The sequence below is a fragment of the Xanthomonas indica genome (assembly GCF_040529045.1).
Taxonomy (GTDB): domain Bacteria; phylum Pseudomonadota; class Gammaproteobacteria; order Xanthomonadales; family Xanthomonadaceae; genus Xanthomonas_A; species Xanthomonas_A indica.
This window is the reverse complement of record NZ_CP131914.1, coordinates 1,006,589-1,020,374: the sequence shown is the minus strand read 5'-3', so window position 1 is coordinate 1,020,374 and position 13,786 is coordinate 1,006,589. Positions and strand designations below refer to the sequence as shown.

General features: G+C 67.5%; 15 protein-coding genes, 1 tRNA gene and 2 pseudogenes. 5 read left to right on the top strand and 13 right to left on the bottom strand.

The features are described from left to right. Positions 1-259 precede the first annotated feature (259 nt). The gene (locus tag Q7W82_RS04280; RefSeq protein WP_242160165.1) at positions 260-874 is read left to right on the top strand and encodes a hypothetical protein; all 615 of its coding nucleotides are present in this window, start codon (positions 260-262) and stop codon (positions 872-874) included. A 309-nt stretch (positions 875-1,183) separates the two neighbouring features. Here the strand turns inward: Q7W82_RS04280 and Q7W82_RS04275 are convergent. The 3 genes and pseudogenes from Q7W82_RS04275 to Q7W82_RS04265 form a co-directional block, all read right to left on the bottom strand. Further along, positions 1,184-1,336: pseudogene (locus tag Q7W82_RS04275) on the bottom strand (peptidase); the annotation flags it as partial. Positions 1,337-1,443: 107 nt separating this feature from the next. Then, positions 1,444-2,376 (bottom strand): MBL fold metallo-hydrolase, encoded by a 933-nt coding sequence (locus tag Q7W82_RS04270; protein ID WP_242160164.1) that lies wholly within the window; start codon positions 2,374-2,376, stop codon positions 1,444-1,446. Positions 2,377-2,667: 291 nt separating this feature from the next. Further along, entirely contained in the window at positions 2,668-3,960 is a 1,293-nt protein-coding gene (locus Q7W82_RS04265; protein ID WP_242160163.1) for a tryptophan--tRNA ligase, read from the bottom strand. Between the two features lie 109 nt (positions 3,961-4,069). On the opposite strand from Q7W82_RS04265, the gene Q7W82_RS04260 reads away from it, so the two are divergent. Next, positions 4,070-5,014, top strand: a complete 945-nt coding sequence (locus tag Q7W82_RS04260) for a hypothetical protein (protein WP_242160162.1) — start codon at positions 4,070-4,072, stop codon at positions 5,012-5,014. 71 nt (positions 5,015-5,085) lie between these two features. On the opposite strand, the gene Q7W82_RS04255 is transcribed toward Q7W82_RS04260, so the two are convergent. From Q7W82_RS04255 to rocF, 4 genes are all read right to left on the bottom strand, one after another. Beyond that, positions 5,086-5,301: a CsbD family protein gene (locus Q7W82_RS04255; RefSeq protein ID WP_010341025.1), complete on the bottom strand. Its 216-nt coding sequence runs from the start codon at positions 5,299-5,301 to the stop codon at positions 5,086-5,088. A 185-nt stretch (positions 5,302-5,486) separates the two neighbouring features. After that, positions 5,487-5,621 carry an entericidin A/B family lipoprotein gene (locus Q7W82_RS04250; protein WP_010341024.1) on the bottom strand — a complete coding sequence of 45 codons (135 nt, stop codon included), beginning with the start codon at positions 5,619-5,621 and terminating at the stop codon, positions 5,487-5,489. A gap of 53 nt (positions 5,622-5,674) precedes the next feature. Next, the gene (locus Q7W82_RS04245; protein WP_010341023.1) at positions 5,675-5,827 is read right to left on the bottom strand and encodes an entericidin A/B family lipoprotein; all 153 of its coding nucleotides are present in this window, start codon (positions 5,825-5,827) and stop codon (positions 5,675-5,677) included. A 141-nt stretch (positions 5,828-5,968) separates the two neighbouring features. After that, positions 5,969-6,892: an arginase gene (gene rocF, locus Q7W82_RS04240; protein WP_242160161.1), complete on the bottom strand. Its 924-nt coding sequence runs from the start codon at positions 6,890-6,892 to the stop codon at positions 5,969-5,971. A gap of 426 nt (positions 6,893-7,318) precedes the next feature. On the opposite strand from rocF, the gene Q7W82_RS04235 reads away from it, so the two are divergent. From Q7W82_RS04235 to Q7W82_RS04225, 3 genes and pseudogenes are all read left to right on the top strand, one after another. Continuing rightward, complete coding sequence (locus tag Q7W82_RS04235; RefSeq protein ID WP_242160258.1) at positions 7,319-7,654, top strand: hypothetical protein; 336 nt, start codon at positions 7,319-7,321, stop codon at positions 7,652-7,654. Positions 7,655-8,106: 452 nt separating this feature from the next. Continuing rightward, positions 8,107-8,373 carry a hypothetical protein gene (locus tag Q7W82_RS04230; protein WP_242160160.1) on the top strand — a complete coding sequence of 89 codons (267 nt, stop codon included), beginning with the start codon at positions 8,107-8,109 and terminating at the stop codon, positions 8,371-8,373. A gap of 308 nt (positions 8,374-8,681) precedes the next feature. After that, positions 8,682-8,849 (top strand): annotated as a pseudogene (locus Q7W82_RS04225) (DUF4224 domain-containing protein). Positions 8,850-8,936: 87 nt separating this feature from the next. Here the strand turns inward: Q7W82_RS04225 and Q7W82_RS04220 are convergent. From Q7W82_RS04220 to birA, 6 genes are all read right to left on the bottom strand, one after another. Continuing rightward, positions 8,937-9,767 (bottom strand): DUF3037 domain-containing protein, encoded by an 831-nt coding sequence (locus tag Q7W82_RS04220; RefSeq protein WP_242160159.1) that lies wholly within the window; start codon positions 9,765-9,767, stop codon positions 8,937-8,939. Then, entirely contained in the window at positions 9,764-10,513 is a 750-nt protein-coding gene (locus Q7W82_RS04215) for a HipA family kinase (RefSeq protein WP_242160158.1), read from the bottom strand. The genes Q7W82_RS04220 and Q7W82_RS04215 overlap by 4 nt, the downstream gene beginning before the upstream one ends. A 345-nt stretch (positions 10,514-10,858) precedes the next feature. Further along, positions 10,859-10,934: transfer RNA gene (locus tag Q7W82_RS04210), tRNA-Thr, on the bottom strand. A gap of 102 nt (positions 10,935-11,036) precedes the next feature. Next, on the bottom strand, positions 11,037-11,870 hold the full coding sequence (locus tag Q7W82_RS04205; RefSeq protein WP_242160157.1) for an SPOR domain-containing protein: 834 nt from the start codon (positions 11,868-11,870) through the stop codon (positions 11,037-11,039). Between the two features lie 97 nt (positions 11,871-11,967). Beyond that, positions 11,968-12,705: a type III pantothenate kinase gene (locus tag Q7W82_RS04200; protein WP_242160156.1), complete on the bottom strand. Its 738-nt coding sequence runs from the start codon at positions 12,703-12,705 to the stop codon at positions 11,968-11,970. Continuing rightward, positions 12,702-13,679 carry a bifunctional biotin--[acetyl-CoA-carboxylase] ligase/biotin operon repressor BirA gene (birA, locus tag Q7W82_RS04195; RefSeq protein WP_242160155.1) on the bottom strand — a complete coding sequence of 326 codons (978 nt, stop codon included), beginning with the start codon at positions 13,677-13,679 and terminating at the stop codon, positions 12,702-12,704. Before birA ends, Q7W82_RS04200 begins: the two co-directional genes overlap by 4 nt. Positions 13,680-13,786: the final 107 nt, after the last annotated feature.

The following is a 13,786-nucleotide window of genomic DNA, read 5'->3' as shown; positions in this document are numbered from 1 at the left end:
CGCGCCGCGTCGCGTCAGTGGCCGCCCTGTGCGCGGCCGTCCCGCGCCGCGCTCCCGCGGAGGAAACGCGATCGGTCTCGCGCAAGGAGTGTGCTGCTCAATGCAGTTCCGGCACTGACGTCTTCGCCGATCAATGGACGTCCATGCCGACGCGGCTGGCACCTGCTCCGGCGCTGCGCGGTCACCCGAAAGACCTAAGAGACGGTTCAGCCGCACGGGCGTATCTGTACGCACATACACCTGCTCGCCGAGCACCGCCATGGCTATCGATACCGCACTGTCGCCGCTGGGCACCGTCACTCCGTATGGCGCCTCGCCGTATGGTTTTTCCAGCCCCGGCGCCTCCAGCGACGCGGCCCAGGCCGGCAATCCGGTCGTCAGCAGCAACGATCCGGCCGCCGTGCAGCAGGCCGTGGAACTGTCCGGCGACGCCTCGGTGATCTTCAGCCTCGGCGGCCTCGCGGGGACCATCCCGGCCGACACGGGCCTGACCTACAACGCAGCCGGGCTGTTCAACAGCATCGTCAGCGCGGGCCCGAGCGACGCGCGTTCGACCACGACCACCGGCACCTCCGGGTCCAGCACCGATCCCTCGACGTCGACCAGCGGCACCGGCACCGCGACCTCGACGACCACCTCGCCGTATCCCACCCTCGACCAGGCCACCCAGACGTACGACGAGGGCCTGCTCGGGACCATCAGCGCGCCACCGTCGATGCCCGGCTTGTACAACGCCAATGGTGTCTTCAGCAGCCAGGGCCTGTCCCCGCAGCTGTCGTCCCTATTGCAGTCCAACCCCAGCCTCAGCGGCACGGTGACCGGCGACCTGCTCAATCAGGGCATCGTCGGCGGGTTGATCGATACCACCGCCTGAGCGGCGGCGGCCCTGCAGCGCCAGCGTGCGTCTGACCGGTCGGCGGCCCTTCTCGTCACGACGCGCCCGACAGCGCACGTCCCCCGTAGAGCGGCGTCAGCCGCGACAGGCGTGACCGATAACGCCCGTCGCGGCTGAAGCCGCTCCTACGGATGACCCTGCAGCACCATTGGGAAGTCCCTTCTGCCACAACCGTGCGCGTCGGCGGCCATCGCCAACAGGCGCCAGCACTGCGCAACCCGCTTGCCGTGGTGGCCAGCGTGCCGCAGACCCGGCATCGTCTTCCTGCGAGATCGCTCAGCCCGGCATCGCCGGGCCACGGCCTTCAGACGCATCGCACGCCGGCAACGCATGCCGCTCCAGTGCGTCGGCGTCGCCGCCGGTCTCGCCGGCCAGCGCATCGTTGGCCGCCTGTGCCGCATCTCCCATGAACAGGGAAGCGGACAGCAGCAACATGCGCATCGGGTTCACGGTCACGACCTGGCAACAAGCGGGCCGCACAGTGTAGAGAATGGCGTCGCGCCGAGACAGCGCGGCGACGTTTTCGCGTGCGCGAGGCGAGGTGCCGTTCAGCGCGCGAGGCGGTCCAGCCAGCAGGCCAGGCCCTGCGCATTGAGCTCGATGTCCATGTGCAGCACCCGCTCCACGCCGGCATCGTCCAGCGGACAGCCATGCAGCCGCGCGCGCTCCAGATACAACGCGGTCAGCGCCGCGACCAGGCAACGATGGCGGTCGGAACGGCCGTCGCAGCCGCGCGCGATCGCCACCATCGCCTCCAGTTGCTCCAGCAGTTCCGCCGCCAGCGTTTCTGCGCCTGCCACCGGGCCGTAGTGGGTGAGATACAGCGTCTGCGGGGCGTAGCCGAGCATGCGCTGGATCGAGGCCTGCATCGCCTCCGGCTCGAACTGCACCGGCGACGAGGTCGGGATCGCGAACGCACCGCGCGGGCTGTCCAGTTCGCGGTAGGACAGGCCGAAGGTGTCGCCACTGAACCAGCTGCGGCTGCGCGCGTCCCACACGCACAGGTGATGCCGTGCGTGCCCCGGAGTGTCGATGCACAGCAGTTCGCGTCCAGCCAGCGACACGCGATGGCCGTCCTCGGCCACCACCACGCGCTCTGCCGGCACCGGCAGAATGCTGCCGTAGCTGCGCGCCATCTCCGCCTCGCCGTACACCGCGGTGGCGCCGGCGATCAACCGCGCCGGATCGATCATGTGCGGCGCGCCACGCGGATGCACCAGCAGGCGCGCGTTCGGCAGGTGCTGCAGCAGCGCACCGGCACCGCCGGCGTGGTCCAGATGCACGTGGGTGAGGATCAGCCAGTCCACGTCGGCCGGCGCCAGGCCGGCGTGCGCCAATGCGTCCAGCAGCACCGGTACGGCATGGCTGGTACCACAGTCGACGAAGGCGCCGCGCCCGTTCTCCACGATCAGGTAGGCGGCATCGAACTGCGCGCGCTGGAAGCCGGTGTCGACGAGATGGATGCTGGGATCGCGTGGCATGGCGCAGAAGCGTGGCTGGGCGAGGCTCCATTCTAGGCGGTATGGAGGGCGCTGCCAGTGCTGCGCGGCAAGGGCCAGGTGAGGACGAATGACGTAGCGGCCCAGACGATGTAGGCGCCGTTTGTGGGAGGAACGTCAGTCCCGACTGCATACGCCCCAGCAAACACACGCGCTGCGGATGTCGCAATAGAACGCGTCATTCGTCTGTAGGAGCGGCTTCAGCCGCGACAGGCCTTCCTGGGAATGCTTGTCGCGGCTGAAGCCGCTCCTACGACGAACCGCCGCGTGTGCTCAGCCCGCCTCGCGCAACCGCGCCAGCGCCGCCAGCACCGTCTCGGCCGGCGCAGCCAGGGTCACCGGTGCCGCCTGCAGCGCATCGGCCTGCGTGGCCTGCTTGAGCGCGGCGATGGTCTGCCCGGCATCGCGCGGCGAGGCGAAGCCGCCGCTCTGCAACAGCAGCGTGCCCTCGCCATCGAGCAGCTTGAAGTAGAACTGGCCGTCGGCCTCGCGGTACTGCTTGAAGCTCGGCAGCGCCGGCTTGGCCGTCGCCGTGTCGGCAGCGCCGCCGGCCTGCGCCGCCAGATCGCGCAGGCCCACCGCGTGCCGCAGTTCAGCCAGGAACGGGATTGCATAGCGTTCGCGCAGGCGCTGCGCGTTGTCGCGCAGCATCGCCTCGATGTCCTGCGGGCGCGCCATCAGCGCCTCGTAGCGCACCCGCATCGGCGCGATCTCGGCCTCGATGCGCTCGAACAGCTGCTGCTTGGCCTCGCCCCAGCCGATGCCGGCGGCGAACGCCTGCGCGAACGCGGCCGTCTCCTCGGCGCTGGCGAAGGCCTGGTACAGCTGGAACAGGGCCGAGCCCTCGGTGTCCTTCGGCTCGCCGGGCGCGCGCGAATCGGTGACGATGGCGAACACCCGCTTCTTCAGCTCCTCGCGCGGGGCGAACAGCGGAATGGTGTTGTCGTAGCTCTTGCTCATCTTGCGCCCGTCCAACCCGGGCAGCGTCGCCACCTGTTCGTCGATCAGCGCATCGGGCAGGACGAAGTGCTCGCGGCCGTAGACGTGGTTGAAGCGCTGCGCGAAGTCGCGCGCCATTTCGATGTGCTGGATCTGGTCGCGGCCCACCGGCACCTGCTGCGCCTTGAACAGCAGGATGTCGGCGGCCATCAGCACCGGGTACATGAACAAGCCGGCGGTGACGCCGGCATCGTCGTCCTCGCCGTCGGCGCGGTTCTTGTCCACCGCCGCCTTGTAGGCGTGCGCGCGGTTGAGGATGCCCTTGCCGGCGACGCAGGTCAGGAACCAGGTCAGCTCGTTGGTCTCCGGCACGTCCGACTGGCGGTAGAACCACACCTGCGCCGGATCCAGGCCCGCGGCCAGCCAGGTCGCCGCGATCTCCAGGGTCGAGCGCTGGGTGCGCGCCGGATCCTGCGCCTTGATCAGGCTGTGCAGGTCGGCCAGGAAGAAGAAACTCTCGATGCCGGGGCGCCGGCTGGCCTGCAACGCGGGACGGATGGCGCCGACGTAGTTGCCCAGGTGCGGCGTGCCGGAGGTGGTGATGCCGGTGAGAACGCGGGTGGTCATGCGGAAGGGACGGTCCGGGAAGTAACCCGTCGAGTTTACCCGCTGCGCGACAACCCCGTTCCGGCGCATGGGGCGTTCAATCCGGCGTCCCCGTCCTGGAGTCGCCGCGATGCACGTTCCTGCGCCGTCCCTGCCCCGCCGTTCCCTCGCCGCCCTCGCCTTCGCGCTGTCATGCATCGGCGGGCTGTGCGGCTTCCGTCCATTGCCTGCGCCACCGGCCTCGGCGCCGGCGGTGCAGTTGCAGGTGATCGATCGCGACGCCGGCGGCGTGCCGCTGCCCGTGCACGCCTGGCGCGGCGAGCGCTGGATCGCGGCCACGCCCGGCCACCGCTACGCGCTGCGCCTGACCAACCTGACCGGCGCACGGGTGCTGGTGGTGCTGTCGGTGGACGGCGTCAACGCGGTCAGCGGCCAGACCGCGGCCAGCGACCAGCGCGGCTACGTGCTGTCGCCCTGGCAACGCACCGAGATCGCCGGTTGGCGCAAATCGTCCGAGGACGTGGCGCAGTTCGTGTTCACCGACCTGGACGACAGCTACGCGGCACGCACCGGACGCCCGCGCAACGTCGGCGTGATCGGCATGGCGGTGTTCGACGAAGCGCGGGCATGGCCCGATGCCGCCTTGAGCGACGCGAACGCCGACACCGACAAGCTCGCCACCGAAGCCGCGCGTGCGGCAACACCGGGCATCCCGGCGCCGAACGCGGTGCCTGCACCGGCAGCGGCCGCAGGCATTCCCGAGCGCAGTGCGGCCGCGCCGCTCGCCGCGACCCCGGCGGCCGACGCGCGGGCATCTGCGCGCGAGGGCAACGCCCCTGCGGCCATGCAACAGCGTCTGGGCACCGGCCACGGCGCGCGCGAATGGTCGCCCTCGCGCGTCACCGAGTTCCAGCGTGCCAGCGACGTGCCGATGCAACGCACCGAGGTGCGCTACGACAGCCGCGCGCGGCTTGTGGCCCGCGGCGTGCTGCCGCGCGACCTGCCGCCGCCGCGCGTGGCGGTCGCGCCGAACGCCTTTCCCGGCGACTACGTGCCGGATCCGCCGGCGCGCTGAGCCAGCACACCCGCAAAAAAAGCACGGGCCGCGAGGCGGCCCGTGTCGACGACGCTGCCGCGGTGCGCGGCTCAGTCGTGGTATTCCTTGCCCAGGCTGTCGCGGAAGGCGTGCACTTCCTTCTCGGCGCGGTCGCGCGCCCAGCCATAGCGTTCCTGCAGCTTGCCGGCCAGGTATTGGGTGTTGCCCTCGGCGACGTCGAAATCGTCGTCGGTCAGGTCGCCCCACTGCGCCTTGATCTTGCCCTTGAGCTGGGTCCACTTGCCGGCAATGATGTCTTTGTTCATGGCATCTCTCGTGATGTGTGAACGGCGCTGCGCGCCGGTCATGCAGCATCGCGCAGCCGGTGTCGCAACCCGATCAACGCAGCGTCAGCGATGCATGAGCATGGTGAATCGTTACGCTTTAGCCGGTGGCCACGCAAAAAAAACGGGCCGGCAAGCCGACCCGTTTTTCGTGACTGAGACCAGGCTCAGTTCTTGGCAGCGTCTTCGACCTTCTCGCCCGCCTTCTGCACGTCCTTGCCGGCACCGGCAACGGTGTTGCAGCCGGACAGCAGGCCCACCGAGAACATCGCCAGCAGCATCCACGCAAACGTACGCTTCATGGGTTTCACTCCTTTACTTGGTCATGGGACGCGGCACACAGGCCGCGCGAAACTCAGCACTTGCCAGCGCTGCAATCCTGCGCCTTGTCTTCCACCTTCTCGCCCGCCTTCTGCATGTCCTTGCCGGCGCCGGCAACGGTGTTGCAGCCGGTCAGCACGCCAGCGCAGAACAGGGTCAGCATCAACAGGGTGGTCAGTCGCTTCATCGTGTCTTCCTCGGGCAATCGCAGGTGGTCGGGTGGACGGCGATAGGCGTCGCCGCGCTACCGTCTGGCGGTGAATCTGCCGTCACGACTGTGGATTTCACGTGAATGAACCGGCGGCCCATTCAGGCTGACGCCACCGGATCAGTCGCGCATCAGCGTCGATTTGCCGAACAGGCTCTCCACCAGGTCCACCGCCAGTTCCGCGGTCAGGTTGCGATGGTCCAGCACCGGGTTCAGCTCCACGATGTCCAGCGAGGCCATGCGTCCGCTGTCGGCGATCATCTCCATCACCAGCTGCGCCTCGCGGTAATTGGGGCCGCCCGGAACGGTGGTGCCCACGCCCGGGGCGATGCTCGGGTCGAGGAAGTCCACGTCGAAACTGACGTGCAGGTGGGTGTCGGCATCCAGCCCGTCCAGCGCCGCCTCCATGGTCCGCTTCATGCCCATCTCGTCGATGTAGCGCATGTCGTACACGTCGACGCGGTGCTGCTTGATCAGCCGCTTCTCGTCCGGGTCGACCGAGCGGATGCCGATCTGCCGCACCTGCTCCGGGCGCAGCGCCGGCACGCTGCCGCCGAGTTCGGTCAGCGCCTGCGGCCCCAGCCCGCACAGGCAGGCCACCGGCATGCCGTGCACGTTGCCCGAGGGCGTCACCTCGCTGGTGTTGAAGTCCGAGTGCGCGTCCAGCCACAACACGCGCAGCTTGCGGCCCTGCTCGCGGCAATGCCGCGCCACTGCGGTGATCGAGCCGATGCCCAGGCAGTGGTCGCCGCCGAGCACGATCGGCATGCGCCCGTCGCGCAGTTCGGCATAGCTGGCCTCCATCAGCGCGCGGTTCCAGGCCACCACTTCGACCAGGTGGCGATAGCCGTCGACCGGCGCCTGCCAGGGATTGCGCGGACCGTCGATGTTGCCGATGTCGCGCACCTCCACGCCACGATTGGCCAGCGCCTCGTGCAGGCCGGCGATGCGCAGTGCCTCCGGCCCCATGCGCGCACCGCGATGACCCGCACCGATGTCGGTAGGCACGCCGATCAGGGACACCGGCAAGAAAGACGACTTCATGCGCATACGCTCCAGCCAAAAAAAGTGGCCCAGTCTAGCGGGACCGGCATGACACGACCCGCCGCGGCGCAGCAGGTGGCGCGCGCGTGGAAGTTGCAGCCGTGTTGAATGACGGGGTGCGACGCATGCGGGACATCGGCGGCTGTGCCGGATGCGAGAAGTCGGGGCCGGCGCCTGGAGAGGCAACGCATCGATGCACACGCCATCGACGCAAGCCTCCAATGACTGGCAACACCGTATCGCGCGTTCTGCGTCGCCCGCGCTTTGCCCAAAGAGGGCGGGCGCGCTTGGTCGGATCGTCCGGCCAAGGAAACTCGCACCAAGTCGGCGCGACACATGCCAACGACGTGCGGTTGGACGTCGACGACGCAGGCTGGCTAAGCTTCTCCGCCGCTTCTGGAGATCGCCTTGGATAAGCCCTTGATCGTGACCCTGGAGGCCGCCTTCGCCGGGCTCACGTTCCTTCCCTGGTTCGCATGGGCGCACAACAGCCTGAACCCCACGCTGATCCTGCACGCGGACCACGTGGAGTACCGCGTCCTGCGCACGCGCACCCGCCCGTACCGTGAGATCGCCAGGGTAGACTACCGGAAGACATGGGGAACCGAGAACGTCGTGCTGGAGTTCCAGGCAGCGAAGACGACCTTCATCGCGAACAGCGGGCTGCTCCGGCGCACCAGAGAGGCCATCGCCTTCTTGCAGCAGCAGGGATGCCCGCTCTCCGCGCGCGCGCAGGCCTTGCTGTTACCGCGAAGCGCGTAGCGCCACTCCCAACAGCGCACCGTGATCCAAGCGCGCTTCGGTTGACGGGCTATTGCTTCGCGCGTTTGCTGCTGCGTGCTTGCCAATCCGCCGCGCCGGTCGCGCAGTCCGGATGGATAGTCGTGAGCACACGCGACAGAAAGCAAAAAGCCGCTGTTTCAGCGTGTTGCTGGCGCGCCGCGGACATCTGCAGGTGCCGACGGAGCGAGAGATGGTGCCACTTATCGGACACGAATCCCCTTGCCCTGCAAGGCTTTCAGGGGTGGCGTGTGCCTTTCGTGCGCCCGGGTAGGGAAACGCATGCCGGAACGGGGTTTCCCGTATCGGCCCCCTTGAAGCCTCGACCTGATTGGGACCACCTTACCCGTCTTCAAAATGGTCGGGGGTGACGTTTGCGTCCAGCATAGCGAACAGGCGCGGCGGTAGCATGGGACAGGCCGCGGAGACTACCCATGATTGAGACCGAAGAGTTCACCATCCTCGAGGCAGAGGCCAAGCACAGCCCGGCAAATGGGCTATCGGGCCGGGGGCTGCAGTGGGTCGGCATTCGGAGCGTCAGCGCCGACTGCAAAAAATGCGACTACAGCTGGTACGCCTTCAGCGGCGACGGAACCTTGGACATGCCGGTAGGCGCCGCCCTCTTGACCTGCCCGCATTGTCGCAACCACGGGCAGTTGCCCATGCGCGAGCTGAAGGCGCTCAGCGAGGGAGCTGCCTAGGCGGCTACGGGCAGCCCAGCCTGCGATCGCCCGAAAGCGGGCGGCCTCTTGCCTAACTGGTGTGCCGCGCCGTCTCTTTGTCGCCGGCGCACCCGCCATTCCCAGGCTTGGCCTGGGCATGTCCATGGCTGGCGATCGTAGTCCGCCGCCTTGGCGTGCGCCCAAGCGGCTTAGCTTCCGCATCGAGTCTTGGTCATGATGGGAGGATACCGACCGCCCGTCTCACGTATTCAGATTGAGCTGGGCAGCGGTCATTATCCTGTCTGCGTTCATCGGCACGGTGAGGGTAACCTGCGAACAGAGTGCTAATGCCTCAGCCATGCCTATCTCGCAGTGAAGTGGCAGAGCTTTGCCGCTCGCCCCAGCGTGCTCGGCAGGCTAAGTTTCTTCAGTAGAATGGGATACGGCACTACCTAGACGCGCATGGTTGGCCAGTGATTTTGCGTTCTGCAATCGAGACAACTGCAAAGCAATAGCCCGCTATTCCCGAGTGGAAGTCGAACAAGGTTCCATAGCGATCGGCACCATTGAAGCAAACCCCGCCGTAGCGGGGTTTGTAAAAATCAGTCGTTGGGCTTTGCCATCTCAGCGACTTTTAGAATAGCGTCCGTATGGACCAATGGTTCGACAATAGCACCGGCCTCGCGCAAATCAGCCGCGACCTCCTCTGCAGCCTTGAGCCTTTTCTTTCCGTCGCTAGCTTTATCAATGGCAAAAAGCACTGTTTTTGGAAGCCTTCTGTGTTTCCTAAGACGATTTATCCTAGATATCCACAAATTTCCATGCTCAAATATCTTATATGGCTCTTCTTGCGTTAGATTGAGCGGCTTTATCACAATCTGCGAAGCAGTGGGGCCAGTCGAAACGAATGGAAATTTGACTGGATAGTCCTCGTCGCCTACGAATGTATCAGTGAAATAAGCACGCAGGTCAGCGGTCACAAGCAACTCGTCCAAACGCTGGCGCATCGTCGTTTCGTGATATTCCTTAGTCGCGAAGTCACGCTCCACAAATCGGTCATAGAGTAGCTGCAACGTCTTGTGCGGATGGTCAGAGGCCATGATCGTACGGGTAGCTCCGAACCGGATTAGTGCCTCCCGAGGGCGAGTAATTTCATCGAAAGCCAACCGCGCTGGAACTTCGCCAGAGTTCACAGCGCTACCGAGCCTCATCAAGTCGCCCTCGATGTACCGCAGGGCCTCCCGATAAACCCTGGCTTCAAGCCCTTCGAAGAAGTCAGTAATACGCTTTGTGCGTTTGATCGGTGCAATACGAGTGTCCAGAAAACGTAACTGAGGACACGCGAGGACAACTCCAACATTCGCGAACTCACCCGTCTCTGGGTACGGCATGAATTGGATGATGGCGTATTGGCAAGGGACTCGCATAGTCATGGGAGCCTCCACAGTTCCTCAGTGCTACACCGTGACAAAAATTGTCTGCAGGCGACGGGGTCGAAATCGATTGGTACAGTCTGCTCGTCATCGTGGAACAGCCACTCTTCCGGAATCAACTCCCAAGTGTGGTCCCACAACTCTAACGTCTTCTGCATACGAGTTGCGTATTGTGCCATGAGCACGAGATCAGCGCGCAAAGCATTGAACTCATTCTGAAAGATGTGAGTCTCACGGAATGCGCCGGCATCGAAGGCCGGGTCGAAGGCCAGATTGTGGTCGATCACCACTAGTTGCTCACTACTAGCATTCCAAAGCAGGTTGGGGTTGCCTCCCATGGCGGTGAGGGTGCGATCAGGATTGTTGATCCACCAATCGAATGCGACCACATCCTGCCGAACTTTCAGCGGCACGCGCCCGAGTTGCGTGAAAAGTATTTCATTCAGATTCGGGGCAACTTGAGAGGCGAACACGGGACCGAAGCCGAGATCACGTCCCTCTGGGTGCAACTCTACAAGCTCTTTAGGCGCGTACGCGATCTCAAAGCTAGGCACGTTGAGGCCAAATCCGGTTGCCAATCTCCCAGCAACCCATTCGCAAATCAAGCTGCGGCGATTGGCGAACGTGCCCTTAACGTAGTAGAGCGCGTCGTCATCACAACGACAAAGGAAAGGTCGCGTGCGTCCCTGCTCTGAACGCCCGAGAATTTCTTCTATCTCGACGGGCGGCTTGGGTAGACCTGTCACGTCCTAGTCAATCCTTGTGGTTGGCCTCCCGCGCGCCTACGGTACGCGCGGGAGGGATTGAGACTAGAAGAATAGCAACGACCTGAACGGGGCGCGGAGACAGATGCGGTGCCAGCAATCCAGGCCCCATGAATGGCTGTCTGGCTGACTCCGGCCACGATCCGCATGCCGCACCTAAGCCAATCCTGCGCCCATCGGTTAGTAGGTTCCCACTCGAAGTCAGGAGGCAGTTTGTAGCGCATGCCGGCGATGCTACGCGTGGCCGTCGCATGGTCCGAGAACAACCTGCTTAGCGCGACTTTGTGCCAATACGGGGAAGTTTGGGAGTCACCGAAAAGGTGGGTTTGGTGCCGCTTATCCGAATCGAACGGATGACCTACTGTTTACAAGACAGTTGCTCTACCGACTGAGCTAAAGCGGCAAGGGGCACGACGCCTGCGGGCGGGCCCGGGGCAGTCTACCTGCTGGCGCGGACCTCGACACGCCCGATGGTGCGGCGCTGAACGCCGGCAGGCGCCGCATTCTAGCGCAGCGTGGCGCAGTCCACGGTGCGCAGGCGCGCGGCGCCAAGCTGGTGGCGCAGGACCGCGGCCTGCGCGGCGGAGTCGGCGCGCAAGTCCAGCCACCAGCGCGACTGGCCGTTGCCGCCGCTGGGGATTAGGTCGGCGTTGAAGCCGGCACGGGCCAGTTCCTGGCGGCGCCGCTCGGCGCCCTCGCGGCTGCGGTACTGGCCCAGGGCGATGGCATTGCCGGCATCGCCCTGGCGCAGTGGGTAATAGTCGCGGATGCCGGCGGCGACGATGCGCTCGGTGGCCTGCCTGAGGCCGTCCTCGCCGCCAATGGTCGGCAGCAGCACGCGGAAGCTGGTGGCGTCGCCGTCGGCGGCCTCGCGCAGGCGCGGACGCGTCGCCCCCGGAGCCAGCGTGGCGACGGCCGCCTGCGCCGCGTCGCGGTCCGCGTACGGCCCTACGCTCAGGCACACCGCTGCGTCGGCGGCGGGCGCTGCCGCAGGCTCGGCCTGGGCCTGGCTGGGAGCGGGCGCAGGGGCGGTGGCAGGCGGCGTGGACGTGGTTGCCGGCGCGGCGGTCGTGGCCGCCGCCGGTGCGCTGGCCGGTGCAGGAGTGGAGTCGGCCGCATCGGCGGCGGCGACGCTGTCCTGCGCAGCGGCAGGTGCGGCCGCCGGCGGCGGCGGCGTGGCGGCCGGCGACGGCGCCTCGTGGACCAGTTGCAACGTCGCCACCCCGGCCGGCACGGCCGGCATCGGCGCCGACGGCGGGGTCGGCGGCTGCATCGCCCACCACACCGCGACGCCGAGGTTGAGGATGGTCAGGACGACGAGCAGGGCGCGAACGAGCATGGCCGGATTCTAGAGCGTGCGGTACGGCTTGGGAGAGACATTGGCCGAAGGTCGCCCGGCCACGGCGCCGTCGCCGCAGCCGCCAGCGCCGGCCCGCTCAGGCGGCACCGGCCGCGGCATGTGCCTGCGCCCACAGCGCCAATCCATCCAGGACCAGCGCGGGGCGCTGCTCGGCGGGCGGCAGCGCGTGCAACAGCGGCGGCACGCCACCCCCATGCAACAGCAGCCGTGGTCGTCGCCCCAGCAGGGCCTCGCCCTGCTGCAGGCTGCGTTCGATCAGCGCCACCGCGGCGCCGTCGCAGCCGGAAGCCAGCGCATCGGCGGTGTCGGTGGCGAACTCGTGGTAATCGCCGCCCTCGGCCGGCAGCTGCGCCGCTTTCTGCTGCAGGGCCTGGCGCATGACGGTCGGCGACGGCGCGATGCGGCCGCCGCGATGCAGGCCGTCGCGGTCGAGCAGGTCCACGGTCAGCGCCGTTCCCACGCCCACCACCAGCACGTCGCCGCCGCCATGCGCGGCGAGCAGGGCCAGGAACCGGTCCACGCCGAACGCCTGCGGTCGCGCATAGGCGATCCGCACCCCGGCGCAGACGGCCTCGGTACGCGCCACCTGCACCTGCGCGAAGCGGGTGCGCAGCGCCTCCAACACGGTGGCGGTCAGGGCCGGCGCGGCGACGCTGGCGACATAGGCGGTGCCGCCCTGCGGCAGCGCCGCCACCGCCGCCGCGTCCATGGCTTCGGCACCATGCGGCCAGGCCTGCACCGTGCCCACCTGCCCGTACGCCAGCGCGGCGAACTTGAAGCGCGAGTTGCCCAGGTCGAACAGCCAGTCGCTCATGCCGCCCTCACGCTGACGTCGCCCGCATGCACGGGCTGCTCGCCGTCGGCGAAGGCCACCCGCAGCGCGCCGTCCTCGGCCAGCCCCAACGCCGTGCCTTCGCGTACCTGGCCGCCATCGTCGATGCGCACCGCGCGTCCGGCCAGCAGATCCAGCGCGGCGTAGCGCGGCAGGAACGGCGCCAGCCCTTCGGTGTCGAACAACGCCAACGCCGGCAGCAGGTGCGACAGCACCGCCGCGGCGATCGCGTTGCGCGACACTGCGCCACCGGCCAGGCGGGTCAAGTCGGTCCACGGCTGGTCGATCTCCGCGGCGCTGGCCGATGGCATCGCCACGTTCAGGCCCAGGCCGATCACCGCCCGCGCCGGCCCGGCGAACTCGCCACCGCCTTCCACCAGCAGGCCACCCAGCTTGCGCCCGTCGGCCAGCAGGTCGTTCGGCCACTTCAGCCCGACCGTCGCGAAGCCGGCCGTATGCAGGGCTTCGGCCACCGCCACGCCGGCCGCCAGGCTCAGGCCACCCAGCCGGCCCAGCCCGCCCTGGAAACTGCGCGCCACCGACAGGTACAGGTGCGCCGCCAGCGGCGAGGCCCAGACCCGGCCGCGGCGGCCGCGCCCGCCGGTCTGGCGCTCGGCCAGCAGCACGTCGCTGCCCTGCGCCGGCGCCGGCCGCTGCAGCAGGGTGGTGTTGCTGGAGACCAGGCTCCAGGCGACCTCCAGCCCGGCCAGCTCGGTGCGGGCCGGCCCGCTCAGCCCGGCCCGGATCGCCGCGGGGTCGAGCAGTTCCAGTGGCCGCGCCAGGCCATAGCCCTCGCCGGCCCGGCCCTCGATCTCCACCCCAGCCGCGCGCAGTGCCTGAATGCGCTTCCATACCGCCGCCCGGGTCAGCCCGCAGGCACGCGCCAGGGCATCGCCGGACACGGGGCCCTGGCTGAGCCTAGCCAACAGTTCGCGCTCGTCCAACGCCGGTTCCATCGCCTCGTTTCGCCCCCGGGCGCGCAACGGCGCGACCTCGTAAACCGAAAAGTATGCGGCAACGCCCTTCGGGCGCCCAGGGCCGGGGTCCTGCAGCGGGTGAAAAC

What these genes read in the sequence shown, in the direction of transcription:
- birA (WP_242160155.1), bottom strand. Translation starts at nt 13,679, where the DNA reads ATGGAACCGGCGTTGGACGAGCGCGAACTGTTGGCTAGGCTCAGCCAG.
- Q7W82_RS04265 (WP_242160163.1), bottom strand. Translation starts at nt 3,960, where the DNA reads ATGACCACCCGCGTTCTCACCGGCATCACCACCTCCGGCACGCCGCAC.
- Q7W82_RS04245 (WP_010341023.1), bottom strand. Translation starts at nt 5,827, where the DNA reads ATGAAGCGACTGACCACCCTGTTGATGCTGACCCTGTTCTGCGCTGGC.
- Q7W82_RS04230 (WP_242160160.1), top strand. Translation starts at nt 8,107, where the DNA reads ATGATTGAGACCGAAGAGTTCACCATCCTCGAGGCAGAGGCCAAGCAC.
- Q7W82_RS04200 (WP_242160156.1), bottom strand. Translation starts at nt 12,705, where the DNA reads ATGAGCGACTGGCTGTTCGACCTGGGCAACTCGCGCTTCAAGTTCGCC.
- rocF (WP_242160161.1), bottom strand. Translation starts at nt 6,892, where the DNA reads ATGAAGTCGTCTTTCTTGCCGGTGTCCCTGATCGGCGTGCCTACCGAC.
- Q7W82_RS04250 (WP_010341024.1), bottom strand. Translation starts at nt 5,621, where the DNA reads ATGAAGCGTACGTTTGCGTGGATGCTGCTGGCGATGTTCTCGGTGGGC.
- Q7W82_RS04280 (WP_242160165.1), top strand. Translation starts at nt 260, where the DNA reads ATGGCTATCGATACCGCACTGTCGCCGCTGGGCACCGTCACTCCGTAT.
- Q7W82_RS04220 (WP_242160159.1), bottom strand. Translation starts at nt 9,767, where the DNA reads ATGACTATGCGAGTCCCTTGCCAATACGCCATCATCCAATTCATGCCG.
- Q7W82_RS04255 (WP_010341025.1), bottom strand. Translation starts at nt 5,301, where the DNA reads ATGAACAAAGACATCATTGCCGGCAAGTGGACCCAGCTCAAGGGCAAG.
- Q7W82_RS04260 (WP_242160162.1), top strand. Translation starts at nt 4,070, where the DNA reads ATGCACGTTCCTGCGCCGTCCCTGCCCCGCCGTTCCCTCGCCGCCCTC.
- Q7W82_RS04205 (WP_242160157.1), bottom strand. Translation starts at nt 11,870, where the DNA reads ATGCTCGTTCGCGCCCTGCTCGTCGTCCTGACCATCCTCAACCTCGGC.
- Q7W82_RS04270 (WP_242160164.1), bottom strand. Translation starts at nt 2,376, where the DNA reads ATGCCACGCGATCCCAGCATCCATCTCGTCGACACCGGCTTCCAGCGC.